The sequence below is a fragment of the Nonomuraea aurantiaca genome, from assembly GCF_020215705.1.
Taxonomy (GTDB): Bacteria; Actinomycetota; Actinomycetes; order Streptosporangiales; family Streptosporangiaceae; genus Nonomuraea; species Nonomuraea aurantiaca.
In genome coordinates this window covers 1-12,277 of the sequence record NZ_JAIWNB010000071.1, presented here as the reverse complement: position 1 = coordinate 12,277, position 12,277 = coordinate 1, and the positions used below count along the sequence as shown (strand labels likewise).

Genomic DNA, 12,277 nt, shown 5'->3' with positions numbered 1-12,277 from the left:
CGCCCAACGCCGCGAACGCGCCCGCATCCGAAGCGAGAAAGGCATCCGCTGGGGCGGCCGACCTCTGACTTCCGCAGCCTGAAGCCTCGTCATCCAACCCGGCGATCGTTTCCGGTCACAGCACTAGCCGCAGCACCAGCGAGGCCAGCACGGCCGACACCTCCTCGCGCAGGCTCTCGGCATGATGCCGGTCGCCCGACACCATCAACACGAAGTCATCAGCGAACCTGATGAGCCTCCAGTTGCCAAGGCCTTTGAGCCTGCGCCGGTTCCGCCGCCGCCACGTGCTCATCGTCTGACGCCACTGCCGATCGAAATGATCGTCCAGCGCGGTCAAGGCGATGTTGGCCAGCAGCGGAGATAAGACCCCGCCCTGTGGAGCCCCGGTCCAGGTCTCTTCCCGGTTGCCGCTCGTCGTCATGACGCCGGACTTCAGGAACGCCTTGACCAGCACATTCACCCGCTTGTCCGAGATTCTCGCCCGAAGGCGATCCATCAGGGCCGTGTGATCGATCTCGTCGAAGCACGCCGTGATGTCGGCCTCCAGCACCCAGTGGTAATTGATGGGCTCGGAGGCCAAATGGTGAATCTCGGCGATCGCATCGTGCGCACGCCGGTTGGGACGGAACCCATATGAGCACGGCAGAAAGCCCGCCTCGAAGATGGGTTCGAGCACCTGCTTGAGGCTGGCTTGGACCACCCGGTCGGCGACGGTGGGGGGCCTTTCCCCGGGGAACGCCACCACCCCTGACGGCCGAGACATGGCCGAGCATCGGTACGTCATGGAGGTGTTCCTCGGCCGGGAACTGCTGCCCACCGAGACGGTCCACCATAAGACAGGCGGACGGGCGGGCCGATCTAACAATGATCTGAGCAACCTCGAACTCTGGTCTGGCCGGCACCCGCGCGGACATCGCGTGGACGACATCGTGACGTACTGCCGAGAGATGCTGGCCGAGTACGGCACCGCCGACGAACAGGAACGGTACGCGAGCTACCGCAGCGCTGTGTTGGCTGATCAGGGCGATGATGAAGGAAACGGTCTGGCGGTGGACAGGCCCGAGTCGCTGGTGCTCGGCACCTTCGCCACCACCCCGTAGCCCAGGCGAGAGCAATCGGGAGAGGACACTAACGGTTCTCTGCCGGCACTCTCCCCGGCATGACCTTGACCTCGCATGATCTGCACATGGCGGCCGAGCCGTACGACGGGGGTGCCCATGTCGGCGCGTGAGGACTCCCTGGCGCAGGCCCTGGCAGATGCCTACCAGGGGGGCGCATCGGTACGAGACCTGGCCCGCCAACACGGTTTGTCTCATACCACCATCCATCGCAAGCTCGAGGGCCGAGTGGTCATGCGGAAGGTCGGCGGGCCGGTCGGGATCCAGATCCCGAAGGAGGTGCAGGACGCGGTGGCCAAGGCTTACGCCGACGACATGCCAATGGCTGACATCGTTGCCGCGTTCGAGGTATGCGACGAGACCGTGCGCCGTATCGCGGATGCAGCCGGCATCCCCCCGACGCAAGGCGGGCGGGCGGAAGCGCCTGGACCACGACACGATCGCGGACCTGGCTGACAAGGGGTGGCCCCCGGATGCGATCGCTGAACTCGTGCAGGCCAGCCCCTCCTACATTCGGACGCTCTTTAACGAACTCGTCTCCGCTGACGACGAAGTGGCGGAGGCAGACGCTAACGCAGCAGGTGGATGACACTGCCCGGCATGGCATCACCCTCCAGCACGACACGAACCCGCATCAATGCGGACGTGGTGGACGCGGCGGCCGCCCTCTACATGCAGGGGTGGACGCTACGAAGGATCGCGGCCGAGCATGAGTGTTCCTTCCAGCGGCTGTCCACGCTCCTGCGCCAGCGCACAGATGTGGAGATGCGTACCCCGGCCCACCCGCGTGCGCTGCGGCTGTCGCCCGACAAGCAGGCGGCGATCCGTGCGGCGATCGAGCAGAAGCTGACCCAGGCGGAGATCGCCCGGCTGGTGAGGGTGACCCCTCGACGGTGGCGCGGCTGGCCGAGCGGGAAGGTCTCAGCCTCTTCAAGGGAAAGCGGCTGTCGTGGGACGTTGACCGTGCCCGCCAGATGCGCGCCGACAAGATCTCATACGAGCGGATTGCCGGCGAGCCCGGCGTGGCCTCGATGACCGTGTGGCGCAAGCTCAACCCCGCTCCCCGAACGCCGGTTGGCCACGACGTCAAGCCGCAGCCAACCAGCGCGCCAGGCTCTACCGCTAGCCGGTGATGCTGTTCAGCCCAAGAACGGCGGAGCCGAATGCAGCGATGCCCGCCGCAATAGACACGGGGGCAGGTAGCTTCGCCCAGTAGGTCAATGCCCCTATCACCGCCCCAGCCAAAGCCGCGATCACGAAGATCACAGCAGAGCGAACGGATAGCAGGGCGGTTGCGCTTGAGGCGCTCGGACTGAAAGATTTGCCGGGGTCGCCCAGGGAGGCTGTACGCTCCTTCAGGTGACAAGCTCGTGGTCAGGCGCGAGGAGCGTACAGCGCCGCCCTTTTCGAAGGGTGTTTTCGCGAAGGCCGGAGCCGGTCTGTGGTCAGCGAGCAGGTGGCCTGTGAACCGGCGCGGCGGACGAATCGAGGGACGAGGGGTCAGCAGACGACGACATACCAGTTGCCGTCAGCGATGTTGCTCCAGAAGTTCCTGGTCTCGGTGGCTTGCAGGGTCTGGCAGCCGGGGCTGGCCCAGCGGCCGACGCTGGGGAGGACGACCGCGAAGTTCCATGCCCGGCTGCATTTGTTGCGGACCGTGTAGTTGATCTGGAGCCCGCCGCCCTGACTGATGCCCACCCGAACGGCGCAGGACCCCGGGTCTGCGGCCTGGGCGGGCGCCGCGACGGGTCCTGCCGCCAGCAGGGCCGCCGAAGCCAGCGTGAGCAACGAGGCGGGTACTCTTCTCGACCACAGGTTGCTGAGACCGCGCATATGCCTGTCCTTTCGAATCGACCACGCGCCATTGGGGAGGCCGGAAACCCGCGGGTTCGCGGTCCGGGGCGTCCCGACCACCATCCCCCACCCACGTTGCGCGAACGTTGTCAGATCGTTGAGCCGCTGGTAGGTCCTCGTTCGAGGCTTCTTTAATGGCGTCTACAGAGGTTTTGGATGGCGAGCGGAACGGGCGCGGACGGTAGGACGGGCCGCCGCCTACCGTCCGCGACCGATCTGGACGGCCGGTTCAGAGACATTCCGTTGACTCTGGAGGCGCCCATGCCACCCCGGACCCGCAAGACGGCGGCAGCCGACCCGCCCGCCGGGGAGACCCCCGAGGTTTCCCCGGTACCGGAGCCCGCTGATCCGGCGCCGCTCACCCCGCCCGACGAGGCCACCGAGGCAGACACCGAAGACGACGAACCGCTCACCGACGCTGCGCCGCTGACCCCGCCTGCCAAGCGCGTGACGGAGCCCGAGGTCAAGCAGGACCCGATGACTCCCCCGCCGCCGCCGGCCGTGGGCCAGGAGGGGACGCTGGATCTGCGCCGCAGCGGCAGTGCCGTCGACGTACCGCTGGCGCTGCCAGAAGTCGGCGACGCCCAGATGAGCGTAGGTGCCGTGCAGCAGGCCTGTCAGCGGCCGGTGATCGTGGCGCCACGGCGCATAGAAGCGGTCATTCTCAGTTGCCAAGACCAGGTCCAAGAGGTAGAAGAGCACGCTGAGCTTGGCGTGCTGCACCTCATGAGCCAAGCTTGCAGCCAGGCTTCGTGCGCATCGGGGTCGCGCCAGCGCCACACAGCCCATGGCGGTACGTGACGTGCCGCTTGCCGCCCACCTTTCGCCAGACAGCGGCGTGACCACAGAGATCATGGCGTTGATTTCGTCGGCGACGCCGGGGTGGGTGGTACGCAGAATCGTCCACGCCTGTGTGATGAGCGTGTCCCACTGCGCGAACTCGTCATCGGTGAGTCTCTCTCCCCCCGGCTGCCCGGGGGGAATCGGTAAGGATCGAGATCGTCTACGGCCACCTGCCAGCCGCCGTTCGGATGGTTCACCGTGATGTGGCGCATCGCCTGCCAGCTAGCGCTCTCGTGCGAAGGGTCGGCCGGCACTTCCACGCGCCAGGGCGAACCCGTGATGATCGCACCTTCACCTGGGATGACCTGGATTCGGCATCCGCCGCTTCCCAGGCGCGATCGTCCAAGTGAGGGAAGCACCGCCGCCTCGGCGCCTGAGGGGAGCTGTGTCTCGAAGGGCAGCCCGGCTCGTATCGCCGCGGTGGCCAAGAGCACCGGCATCTGTGCGAGGTGCGGATCGCCTTCGCTGCGATGCAGGGCGCGGACCGCCGACAGTGCCCAGGCGCCCACAGCGGGATAGCACAGCACGGCGTCTACAGGTTCGGGGTGGCTGGCGTGCATGCGAGCTAGCAAATCGAAGTACGCCTTGATCTCGGTGGATCGGGCTGCGTCAACCAGCGCCTTGAGGAGCAGCAAGTGACGATTTCGCGCTGCTGCGGCCAAGAATCGGCATGCTTCGCCTCCGCCCCCTCCACCGGCAAGGGCTGTGAAGATCCGTTGCGGAATCACGAGCCGGTTCACAAAGCGAACCTCATATGGGTCATAAGGATGTAAATGATGAGCCTTTTCCTGTGGCCCGTCAATACTGAGGGTTTTCCAACCTGAAGTCGCAGATCATGGGTTTGTCAGAACATCCATCGCGGGGCGTACTCCAGGTGGATGTCCTGCCCACCGCCTGGATCCAGATTCGGCCAGTAGAACAGTCGGCAGACGTGATAGTTGCAGGCGCCCGAGATGCACAGCGAGGTCGCGACAGCGGGCGGCCCTTCCTTCCCCACGGCGAAAAAGTGACGGGCCGGCTGCCGAAACGCCGCAGTGCTGCCGGTCAGAAACAGCGTCTCGGCGTGCACGCGCTGGTGGAGTGTGTCCTTGTTCTCCTGGTAGTTCAGGGCCCGGTAGTCAATCTCTTCATTGGCGGGTAGGTCGGTGTCCGGCATACTTGCTGTCCGTATTTCGCGCGGAGAGCTTCCTGCGGTGATCCGCTGTCGTACCTGCTTCCAGCGGGGGGCGGGAACTGCAGCGAGTGGTGGACCACCACGAGATCAAGCGGCCGGTCCGGGCACCTCTCCTCTTTGTCCCAGTCGGGGTTGATCCCAGAGGCGGCCGGAGTGGCGCGCATCGGCAGGTAGGCCAAAGAGCGTGGTGATCGGACCGCGAGCAGCCACAGCGCGCCGATCCGTCGGCCATCCGTCCGGTCCACATACATGTGATAGTGAATGCCGGTGTCGTAGAGTGCCCCATTGGCCAAAGGTTTGGCCGGGCGGCTCACCCGGAATTCCGAGGCTCCCAGCCGCACTCGCTGAATGGTGATCTTAATCTGCACGATCGTCATTGATTCCTTTCATCCTCATGGCGGGGTGGATGAAGGTTCCGCAGGTGCAGGTGATGTTGCCGGTGTCGCGGTCCATGGCTTCGGACGTGCCGCTCGCCCTTCGCTTGCAGCGCGTCGATCTGCTTGGCCCGCGGGTCGGCCTTCGGGCGGTCGACAGGCCGGGCCAGCGCCTGCTCAGCGCCATGGTCACGGACCGTCTCCAAATCGACACGAACGGGTACTTCGCCGTGACAACGTACACCGGCTTCTACCTGTGTCGATGAGCAACAAGGCATGGCGCAAGATCGGCAAAGCCCCTGGCGTGAGCCGGCGCGTTGCTAGCGTCGGACCATGCCGTGCTGGCCGGCGCGGTGTGCCGCTCAACGGAAAGAGACCTGATGCGCCCGACGATCCGCAGGGCAGTGATCCCCGCCGCCGGACTCGGCTCCCGCCTCCTGCCGCTGACCAAAGCCATCCCAAAGGAGATGCTGCCGGTCGGCGACAAGCCGGTGATCGAGCACACCGTGCGCGAACTGGTCGCCTCCGGCATCACGGACATCACCGTCGTCGTCTCCGGCGGGAAATCCCTGATCCAGGACCACTTCCGGCCCAACCCCGCCCTCGTCCTCCAGCTGCGCGCCGACGGCAAGACCGCCTACGCCGACGCTGTGGAAGAGGTCGCCGAGCTTTCCCATCAAGGCCACATCACCTACCTCGACCAGCACGGCCCGTACGGCAACGGCACCCCGGTCTTGAACGCCGCCCACGGCATCGGCGACGAGCCGATGCTCGTCCTGTGGCCCGACGACGTGTTCGTGGCCGAGGTGCCCCGCGCCCAGCAGCTGATCCGCGCCTACGAGGCGACCGGCTGCCCGGTGCTGGCCCTGATGCCCATCGACAGGAAGGACTCCGAACGGTACGGCGTGCCCGTCGTCCAGGAGAACCTCGAGGGCGGCCTACTACGGATCACCGGCTTGATCGAGAAGCCCAAGCCCGCCGACGCGCCCTCCGCGTACGCCGCCATCGGCGGCTACGTCGTCACCCCCGCCATCATCGACGAGCTGCGCGAGCAGACCAAGCGCTGGTACGAGCACCGCACCGGCGAGATCTACCTCACCGATGCCATCAACGCCGTCGCCGGCAGCTACGTCGTGTACGGGCAGGTCATCTCCGGCCGCTGGTACGACACCGGCAACCCAGCGGACTACCTCACCGCCCAGTTCGCCTCCGCCCTGGCGCACCCCGAGTACGGGCCGCTCCTGCGCCGGCTCGCCCACGACCTCAACGACACCGGCACCTGATCTGCCGCGGCTGACGCTGACCGACGCAGCCGGCGTACCCCCCACCTGAGCGGCGGCCGCCTGGCATCCGCTCGGCCACCGTGGACAGCGCGGACGAGGAGCCGCAAACGCTCACCCTGCTGTCCCCGCCCCTGGGGGGTGTGCGACGGCACACGGCGGGCGTACCGGCGCGCCCGCTGCCATATTGGGCTCGACCACCCCGGCAAGTGCGGTGTTGGAGGGACGAGGGGGGGTGAGCATGCCTGCCAGCGACACAGATGACATCCTGATCACCAGCACGTCCGGCGCAGCCGCGCTGCCCTTCGCCACGGTGACGTCCGCCCTGTTCCAGCAGGTATTCACTCAGCCGCCATTCAGCGTGAACGAGGCCACCCTTGCCCGTCAGCGGGAGTACCTTTCCCAGCTGGCCAGCCGGCCAGGGTTCCGGCTTACGCTCGCCCAGACAACCGACACCTATCTCGGCTTTGGCTACGGCTATCTGGTGCCGCCCGGCAGCCGCTGGTGGTCAAATCTTGTCGAACCTCTCGATGAGGAGTTCGTACAGGAGACGGGTGCCCGCACCTTCGCCGTCATCGACTACGGCGTCCTTCCCCGCTGGCGCGGCCGCGGTATCGGCCACGCCATCCATGATGAGCTGCTGGCAGGGTCGGGAGCCGTCCGAGCGACTTTGACGGTGCGCCCGGCAGCCGTCGAAACACAGGTGATCTACCGCCGGTGGGGATGGCGGAAGATCGGCCACGAGATTATGGAATCGCCCTGGCCAGAGACTACGAGGCGTCGCACACCGCCATTCGGCGCAGGCTGAAGGGTCGGGGCTTCCCCCAAGACCAGGTAGTTAGCGTTTTCGGGGTGCACCATCTGGAGGCCACCGCCGGTCTCGCACCCAAGAAGCTGCCCACGCCAACCGGCGACCAGGAGGAACTGTTTTGACCTCTCCTGCCCGCCACCAGCGGGCCAGCCCCACCCGCCACCGCGCGCTATGCTCACGCCGGCAGCGACACCTGTCCGGTAGCGAACAGCTCCATCAGCTGCTTGGCCTGCAGGCGGGAATCCTCGGCAATGCCGGGCTCCTCGGCCAGCTCCACCGCGGTGAACCGCCGCACCTCGTGGGTCCGGTTGCCACACAGGGTCGCCACGAGGTGCCCTAGCCTCGGGCTTTAAGGTCCCTGTCCGCACCAGATCAAGAGGCACTTTTCACGTGCAGACTATCGCGTCCCACCGCAAGATCAGCGTGTCCGCCGATGCTGACGGTCTCCTATCCCACGCAGGTGGCCTGCTTCTCACCCGAACACTGGCCATCACCGGCCTGGACCGAGCACTCTCGCACGAGCTGGAGCGGTGGCGACCCGCCCGCGCCATTCACAATCCGGGCAAGGTCATCGCAGACCTCGCCATCAGCCTCGCCCTGGGCGGTGACTGCCTGGCCGACATCGCGCTGCTGCGCGCTCAGCCCGAACTCTTCGGCCCCGTCGCCTCCGACCCGACCGTCTCCCACCTGATCGACAGACTGGCCACCGACTCAACACGGGCATTGAAAGCTATTCGCGCTGCCCGCGCCACCGCACGAGCACGCGCCTGGATGCTGGCCGGACCCGCCGCACCCGGCGCCGACGGCGAACTGATCCCCCTCGACATCGACGCCACCATCCTCATAGCCCACTCCGACAAGCAACAGGCAGCTCCGACCTGGAAGAAAACCTTCGGCTTCCACCCGATGACAGTCTTCGTCGACCACAGAGAAGGCGGCTCCGGCGAGCCACTGGCCATCGTGCTGCGGCCGGGAAACGCCGGCTCCAACACCGCGGCCGACCACATCGCCGCCGCCCGCCTCGCCCTGGCTCAACTGCCCCGCCACCGTCGTCATCAAGTGCTGATCCGCACCGACTCCGGCGGCGGCACCCACGAGTTCCTCACCTGGCTGAGCCGACCAGGCCGCCGGCTCGCCTACTCGATCGGGTTCACCCTCACCGACGACATCCAGCACGCGATCTTGCGCTTGCCGAAGACCGCCTGGACGCCCGCCTATGACGCCGACGGCCAGCTCCGGCCCGGCGCCTGGGTAGTCGAGCTCACCGGCCTGCTCGACATGACCTCAGGATGCCGACGAGTCGGTTGGCGACCTGGCGCAGGGCGGTGTTGTAGTCGGTGTCGCGGGCGCGTTGCTTGTCGTAGTAGGCGCGGGCGCCGGGCGAGACGCGGACCGCGGTGGCGGCCTGGGTGATCAGGGCGTCGATGAGCCGGTCGTTGTGCACGAAGCGGGCGGCGACGACCTTCTTCTTGCCCGAGGCGCGGGTGATGGGGCTGGTGCCGGCGTAGTTCTTGCGGGCCTTGGCACTGACGTAGCGGTGAGGGTCGTCGCCGAACTCTGCGAGCACCCGGGCGCCGAGGATCGCTCCCAGTCCGGGCTGGGAGGTGATGATCTCAGCGGCCGGGTGCTGGCCAAAATGGGCTTCGACCTCCTTGTGCAGGGTGGTGACCTGCTCGTTCACCGTGGTCAGGACGGCGATCAGGGATCGGACGGAGGCGGCGTAGGCTGCGCTGACCACAGCGGGCCGGCCCAGTTGCTCGGTGCGCAGCGAAGCCTGGATCGGTGCGGCTTTGACGGCCAGGTCGCCGCGCCGGCCGGCGCGTTTGAGCGCCGCGCTGATCTGGCTGATCGTCAGCTTCGCCGCCGCGGCCGGGTCGGCCGCCCGCCCCAGCAGGTCGAGGGCTTCGGGCGCGTCCAGGTCGTCGAAGGCGGCCAGCGCGGCCGGGAAGTAGTCGCGCAGCGCGTGCCGCAGCCGCTGAGCGTGGCGGGTGCGTTCCCAGATCAGCGTCTTGTGCATCCGTGCCACCACCTTGACCGCCTCGGCCTGCGGGCTGTCGCCGGCCACCGGCCGCAGCTGGTGGGCGTCGGTGCGGACCATGTCGGCCAGCATGTGCGCGTCGGCGGCATCGCTCTTGGCGCCCGACACGCTCAGCCGTTCCCGGTAGCGGGCGGCCTGCAACGGGTTGACCGCCAGCACCGTGTACCCGGCCGCCACCAGCGCGGCCACCCACGGCCCCCGGTCGGTCTCGATCCCGACCATCACCTCGCTCTCATCGGCGCTCTCGCCGAGCCGCTCACCGATCATGGCGTGCAGCCGGGCCATCCCCGCCACCCCCTCCGGCAGCCGCGCCTTGGCCAGCCGCCGGCCGGAGGCATCCATCAGCTCCACATCGTGATGCGCCTCGGCCCAGTCATCTCCCACAAACAGCCGCACCGTCTCTCCCATCGCGACAACGCTGGTCAGCAGCCTGCGGGAGAACCATCAGCGACCTAATGAAGCAGTGCTCACGCCGCACGTGGGCGGGCACGACATCCAGTGAGACTCAAAGTGCAGGAACAACCGCCCTTGCTGATGAGCTTGCAGGGGCAGGAGGTACTCCGTTGAGGTTGACCCAACGACATCCCGGCTCCGTCTGGATGCCTTGTGATGGATCTGTCGCCTCTTCTCGGAGTACTTCCGAGGGTGCGTGCCGGAACGCTCGTGCGTGGCTTGATAGAAGCCTGATCACGAGACCCGTCACTGGTCTGCCCGCCCGGGCGACCGGCACGCGCCGCTTCCCAACTCCCGGATCTGAGGACGCCCGTGACGACGAAGCCGAAAAGACGCCGGATCACCGGCGGGGTCGACACCCACAAGGACACCCACCATGCCGCCGTGGTCTTGATGAACGGCCGCCGGCTCGCCGATGCGGAGTTCCCGGCCACCACGGCCGGTCACGCCGACCTGGTGCAGTGGATGCGCTTGTTCGGAAGACTGAGCGCCGTCGGAGTGGAGGGAACCGGCTCCTATGGCGCTGGTCTGGCCCGCCACCTACTCGGCGAGAAGGTCCAGGTCATCGAGGTCAATCGCCCCGACCGGCGGCAGCGCCGGACCAAGGGTAAGTCCGATCGCTCGATGCCTACGCCGCAGCCGATGCCGTGCTGTCGGGACGGGCCACCGCGGTCCCCAAGGCCGGTGACGGCATCGTGGAGTCGATCCGGGCCCTGCATCTGGCCAGGACTGGTGCGATCAAGGCCCGCACTGCCTGCAGCAACGAGATGAAAGCACTGGTCGTCACCGCTCCCGCTGAGTTGCGTGAGCAACTGCCCGCTCGGTCCGCGACCAAGCTCGCCCAAGCTTGCGCCCGGCTTCGGCCACTAGCCGATCTGGCTGCCCCTGCCCAAGGCGTCAAAGCCGCACTCCGCGCCCTGGCGCGCCGCTACAACGCCCTCACGCCCGCCGATACGTCGGTGGCTCATCGGCTGCCAATGCCCGCTTGACGGTGTTCTTCGAGATGCCCAGCCGCCGAGCGATCGCCTTGATCGGCATCTGCTCGGCCCGGTGCAACCGGCGGATCTCCGCCCAGTCTTCCACCTTGATCACCCTCCAGAGTGACTGAAGGGGGTCAGTTTTCACCCGTCGCCACGGGGTCAGTTTTCACCCGTCGTCGACAGTGGAACTCTCGGGATCATCGGGTTCGTTTGACCGGGTGTGGAGAGCAGCACAAGTAAGAGACGCCCGCGGAATCGGGATCGCCGACGCGGCAGCAGAGCCCCGCACGCGACCAACGCACCGCGCAGACCCCCCGGCCCCCTCAAACGGCTGGCAGCGCTTCTGGGAGAACAGGATCCGCAAACAGTCCCAGACTCCCGAGAATCTCTGGTTGACCTGGGGCCTGCCCGCGGCCGGCGTGTTGATCGGCTTCGAATTCATGTACTACGCCGTCTTCGCTGACAAACTGGGCGGTACGAGCGTCCTCGGGGTTCTGGGGGCCGCCGCCTGCGCGTTCGCCGCCCTCTTCGCCAGAGGCCTGCACAAGTACATCAGTAACCGGAGAACCGAAGAATTCCCCTTTCGCGTCGTGGGCACCGTCACGGGTGTCGGGGCGGCGGTCGCCGTCCTCATCCAGGTCGTCTTCATGAGCTGAGGACGGTCCGGGCTCTCGGCTCGGCGGTTTGCAACGGCCCTGCCATTCTGGTGGCATTTTGGCGATCACGGCGTGGATCTGTCGGTGATGACAGCGTTGGGGCCTGACGGTGGCGGTGCCAGACCGATCGGCGTGAGACGTTCTCGATCGGGCGGTACACGGTCGACAAGAGCGCAGTCAGTCAGCGGATATCGGGCAGCGCGCCTTCCTGACTCACGGCTGCGGGCGGTACACCGCCGACCAACGATGTGCGTGTAGTAGATCTTGCGACTCAAGCTCTCTGTCAACCCGCCGGCACCGCATGCGTGAAAGCCAGAACGACCGTCCCGAAACCGGTCTTGGGCTCAAAGGATCAGCGCACCAGATAAGTTGATCTTGTGGTGATGGAAGGTCGTGTGCGGGACGGTCCCGCCGTGGGAGGCAGGTGCTCTTAGAAGTCCTAACAAAGGACTTATCGGACGAGGCGTCGCCAGCAGATGATCGCGGCGGCGAGGGTTATGAAGGCTTCGTGGATATCGTCGCGGATCTCCCAGCGGATGCGCAGGCGGCGGAACCAGTGCAGGAGCGCTGATGGGTCGGCCGCGCAGCGAGGTGTCAGCGTTGAGCTGGTCCTTTTCTGCGCGGCCTCCCGCCGAACCGGACGTGATGGTTTCCCGATCATCCGGCTCTCCAGTGACTACTGCGTGAGCGGTAGGG

At 66.8% G+C, this 12,277-nt stretch carries 15 protein-coding genes and 2 pseudogenes; 9 read left to right on the top strand and 8 right to left on the bottom strand.

The genetic code is table 11. The features are described 5' to 3' along the window. Positions 1-115: 115 nt before the first annotated feature. Positions 116-763 carry a reverse transcriptase domain-containing protein gene (locus LDL49_RS55425; protein ID WP_225303012.1) on the bottom strand — a complete coding sequence of 216 codons (648 nt, stop codon included), beginning with the start codon at positions 761-763 and terminating at the stop codon, positions 116-118. 19 nt (positions 764-782) lie between these two features. On the opposite strand from LDL49_RS55425, the gene LDL49_RS55420 reads away from it, so the two are divergent. The 3 genes from LDL49_RS55420 (at position 783) to LDL49_RS55410 (ending at position 2,251) form a co-directional block, all read left to right on the top strand. Continuing rightward, on the top strand, positions 783-1,100 hold the full coding sequence (locus LDL49_RS55420; protein WP_225303011.1) for a hypothetical protein: 318 nt from the start codon (positions 783-785) through the stop codon (positions 1,098-1,100). 117 nt (positions 1,101-1,217) lie between these two features. After that, on the top strand, positions 1,218-1,574 hold the full coding sequence (locus LDL49_RS55415; RefSeq protein ID WP_225303010.1) for a helix-turn-helix domain-containing protein: 357 nt from the start codon (positions 1,218-1,220) through the stop codon (positions 1,572-1,574). Positions 1,575-2,011: 437 nt separating this feature from the next. Further along, entirely contained in the window at positions 2,012-2,251 is a 240-nt protein-coding gene (locus LDL49_RS55410; protein ID WP_225303009.1) for a hypothetical protein, read from the top strand. Between the two features lie 367 nt (positions 2,252-2,618). Here the strand turns inward: LDL49_RS55410 and LDL49_RS55405 are convergent, their stop codons facing one another. The 4 genes from LDL49_RS55405 to LDL49_RS55390 all read right to left on the bottom strand — a co-directional run bounded on the left by LDL49_RS55405 (position 2,619) and on the right by LDL49_RS55390 (position 5,366). Beyond that, a complete protein-coding gene (locus tag LDL49_RS55405) occupies positions 2,619-2,951 on the bottom strand; it encodes a hypothetical protein (RefSeq protein WP_225303008.1) in 333 nt (110 codons plus the stop codon). Positions 2,952-3,170: 219 nt separating this feature from the next. Continuing rightward, positions 3,171-3,827: an aKG-HExxH-type peptide beta-hydroxylase gene (locus LDL49_RS59715; RefSeq protein ID WP_372470749.1), complete on the bottom strand. Its 657-nt coding sequence runs from the start codon at positions 3,825-3,827 to the stop codon at positions 3,171-3,173. Between the two features lie 832 nt (positions 3,828-4,659). After that, positions 4,660-4,971, bottom strand: coding sequence for a hypothetical protein (locus tag LDL49_RS55395; RefSeq protein WP_225303007.1), 312 nt, complete (start codon positions 4,969-4,971; stop codon positions 4,660-4,662). Then, positions 4,920-5,366 (bottom strand): hypothetical protein, encoded by a 447-nt coding sequence (locus tag LDL49_RS55390; protein ID WP_225303006.1) that lies wholly within the window; start codon positions 5,364-5,366, stop codon positions 4,920-4,922. The genes LDL49_RS55395 and LDL49_RS55390 overlap by 52 nt, the downstream gene beginning before the upstream one ends. Positions 5,367-5,395: 29 nt before the next feature. Here LDL49_RS55390 and LDL49_RS55385 point away from each other — a divergent pair, with 29 nt between their 5' ends. The 3 genes from LDL49_RS55385 (at position 5,396) to LDL49_RS55375 (ending at position 7,451) form a co-directional block, all read left to right on the top strand. Continuing rightward, positions 5,396-5,629: a hypothetical protein gene (locus LDL49_RS55385; RefSeq protein ID WP_225303005.1), complete on the top strand. Its 234-nt coding sequence runs from the start codon at positions 5,396-5,398 to the stop codon at positions 5,627-5,629. A 114-nt stretch (positions 5,630-5,743) separates the two neighbouring features. Beyond that, the gene (locus LDL49_RS55380; protein WP_225303004.1) at positions 5,744-6,646 is read left to right on the top strand and encodes a UTP--glucose-1-phosphate uridylyltransferase; all 903 of its coding nucleotides are present in this window, start codon (positions 5,744-5,746) and stop codon (positions 6,644-6,646) included. Positions 6,647-6,884: 238 nt separating this feature from the next. After that, positions 6,885-7,451 carry a GNAT family N-acetyltransferase gene (locus LDL49_RS55375; protein WP_225303003.1) on the top strand — a complete coding sequence of 189 codons (567 nt, stop codon included), beginning with the start codon at positions 6,885-6,887 and terminating at the stop codon, positions 7,449-7,451. A gap of 178 nt (positions 7,452-7,629) precedes the next feature. Here the strand turns inward: LDL49_RS55375 and LDL49_RS55370 are convergent, their stop codons facing one another. Beyond that, positions 7,630-7,782, bottom strand: coding sequence for a hypothetical protein (locus LDL49_RS55370; protein ID WP_225303002.1), 153 nt, complete (start codon positions 7,780-7,782; stop codon positions 7,630-7,632). A 71-nt stretch (positions 7,783-7,853) separates the two neighbouring features. Here LDL49_RS55370 and LDL49_RS55365 point away from each other — a divergent pair. Then, positions 7,854-8,735: pseudogene (locus LDL49_RS55365) on the top strand (IS1380 family transposase); the annotation flags it as partial. Here LDL49_RS55365 and LDL49_RS55360 read toward each other — a convergent pair. Continuing rightward, the gene (locus LDL49_RS55360) at positions 8,716-9,888 is read right to left on the bottom strand and encodes an IS110 family RNA-guided transposase (protein WP_225303001.1); all 1,173 of its coding nucleotides are present in this window, start codon (positions 9,886-9,888) and stop codon (positions 8,716-8,718) included. The pseudogene LDL49_RS55365 and the gene LDL49_RS55360 sit on opposite strands and share 20 nt — an antisense overlap. A gap of 369 nt (positions 9,889-10,257) precedes the next feature. On the opposite strand from LDL49_RS55360, the gene LDL49_RS59710 reads away from it, so the two are divergent. After that, positions 10,258-10,716 carry an IS110 family transposase gene (locus LDL49_RS59710; RefSeq protein WP_225303000.1) on the top strand — a complete coding sequence of 153 codons (459 nt, stop codon included), beginning with the start codon at positions 10,258-10,260 and terminating at the stop codon, positions 10,714-10,716. 171 nt (positions 10,717-10,887) lie between these two features. Here LDL49_RS59710 and LDL49_RS55350 read toward each other — a convergent pair. After that, positions 10,888-11,037, bottom strand: a pseudogene (locus tag LDL49_RS55350) (helix-turn-helix domain-containing protein); the annotation flags it as partial. A gap of 280 nt (positions 11,038-11,317) precedes the next feature. On the opposite strand from LDL49_RS55350, the gene LDL49_RS55345 reads away from it, so the two are divergent. Next, complete coding sequence (locus tag LDL49_RS55345) at positions 11,318-11,581, top strand: hypothetical protein (RefSeq protein WP_225302999.1); 264 nt, start codon at positions 11,318-11,320, stop codon at positions 11,579-11,581. Positions 11,582-12,277: the final 696 nt, after the last annotated feature.

Coding starts and splice junctions, on each gene's coding strand:
- LDL49_RS55425 (WP_225303012.1), bottom strand. CDS start 763: ATGTCTCGGCCGTCAGGGGTGGTGGCGTTCCCCGGGGAAAGGCCCCCC.
- LDL49_RS55420 (WP_225303011.1), top strand. CDS start 783: ATGGAGGTGTTCCTCGGCCGGGAACTGCTGCCCACCGAGACGGTCCAC.
- LDL49_RS55415 (WP_225303010.1), top strand. CDS start 1,218: ATGTCGGCGCGTGAGGACTCCCTGGCGCAGGCCCTGGCAGATGCCTAC.
- LDL49_RS55405 (WP_225303008.1), bottom strand. CDS start 2,951: ATGCGCGGTCTCAGCAACCTGTGGTCGAGAAGAGTACCCGCCTCGTTG.
- LDL49_RS59715 (WP_372470749.1), bottom strand. CDS start 3,827: ATGATCTCTGTGGTCACGCCGCTGTCTGGCGAAAGGTGGGCGGCAAGC.
- LDL49_RS55395 (WP_225303007.1), bottom strand. CDS start 4,971: ATGCCGGACACCGACCTACCCGCCAATGAAGAGATTGACTACCGGGCC.
- LDL49_RS55390 (WP_225303006.1), bottom strand. CDS start 5,366: ATGACGATCGTGCAGATTAAGATCACCATTCAGCGAGTGCGGCTGGGA.
- LDL49_RS55385 (WP_225303005.1), top strand. CDS start 5,396: ATGAAGGTTCCGCAGGTGCAGGTGATGTTGCCGGTGTCGCGGTCCATG.
- LDL49_RS55380 (WP_225303004.1), top strand. CDS start 5,744: ATGCGCCCGACGATCCGCAGGGCAGTGATCCCCGCCGCCGGACTCGGC.
- LDL49_RS55375 (WP_225303003.1), top strand. CDS start 6,885: ATGCCTGCCAGCGACACAGATGACATCCTGATCACCAGCACGTCCGGC.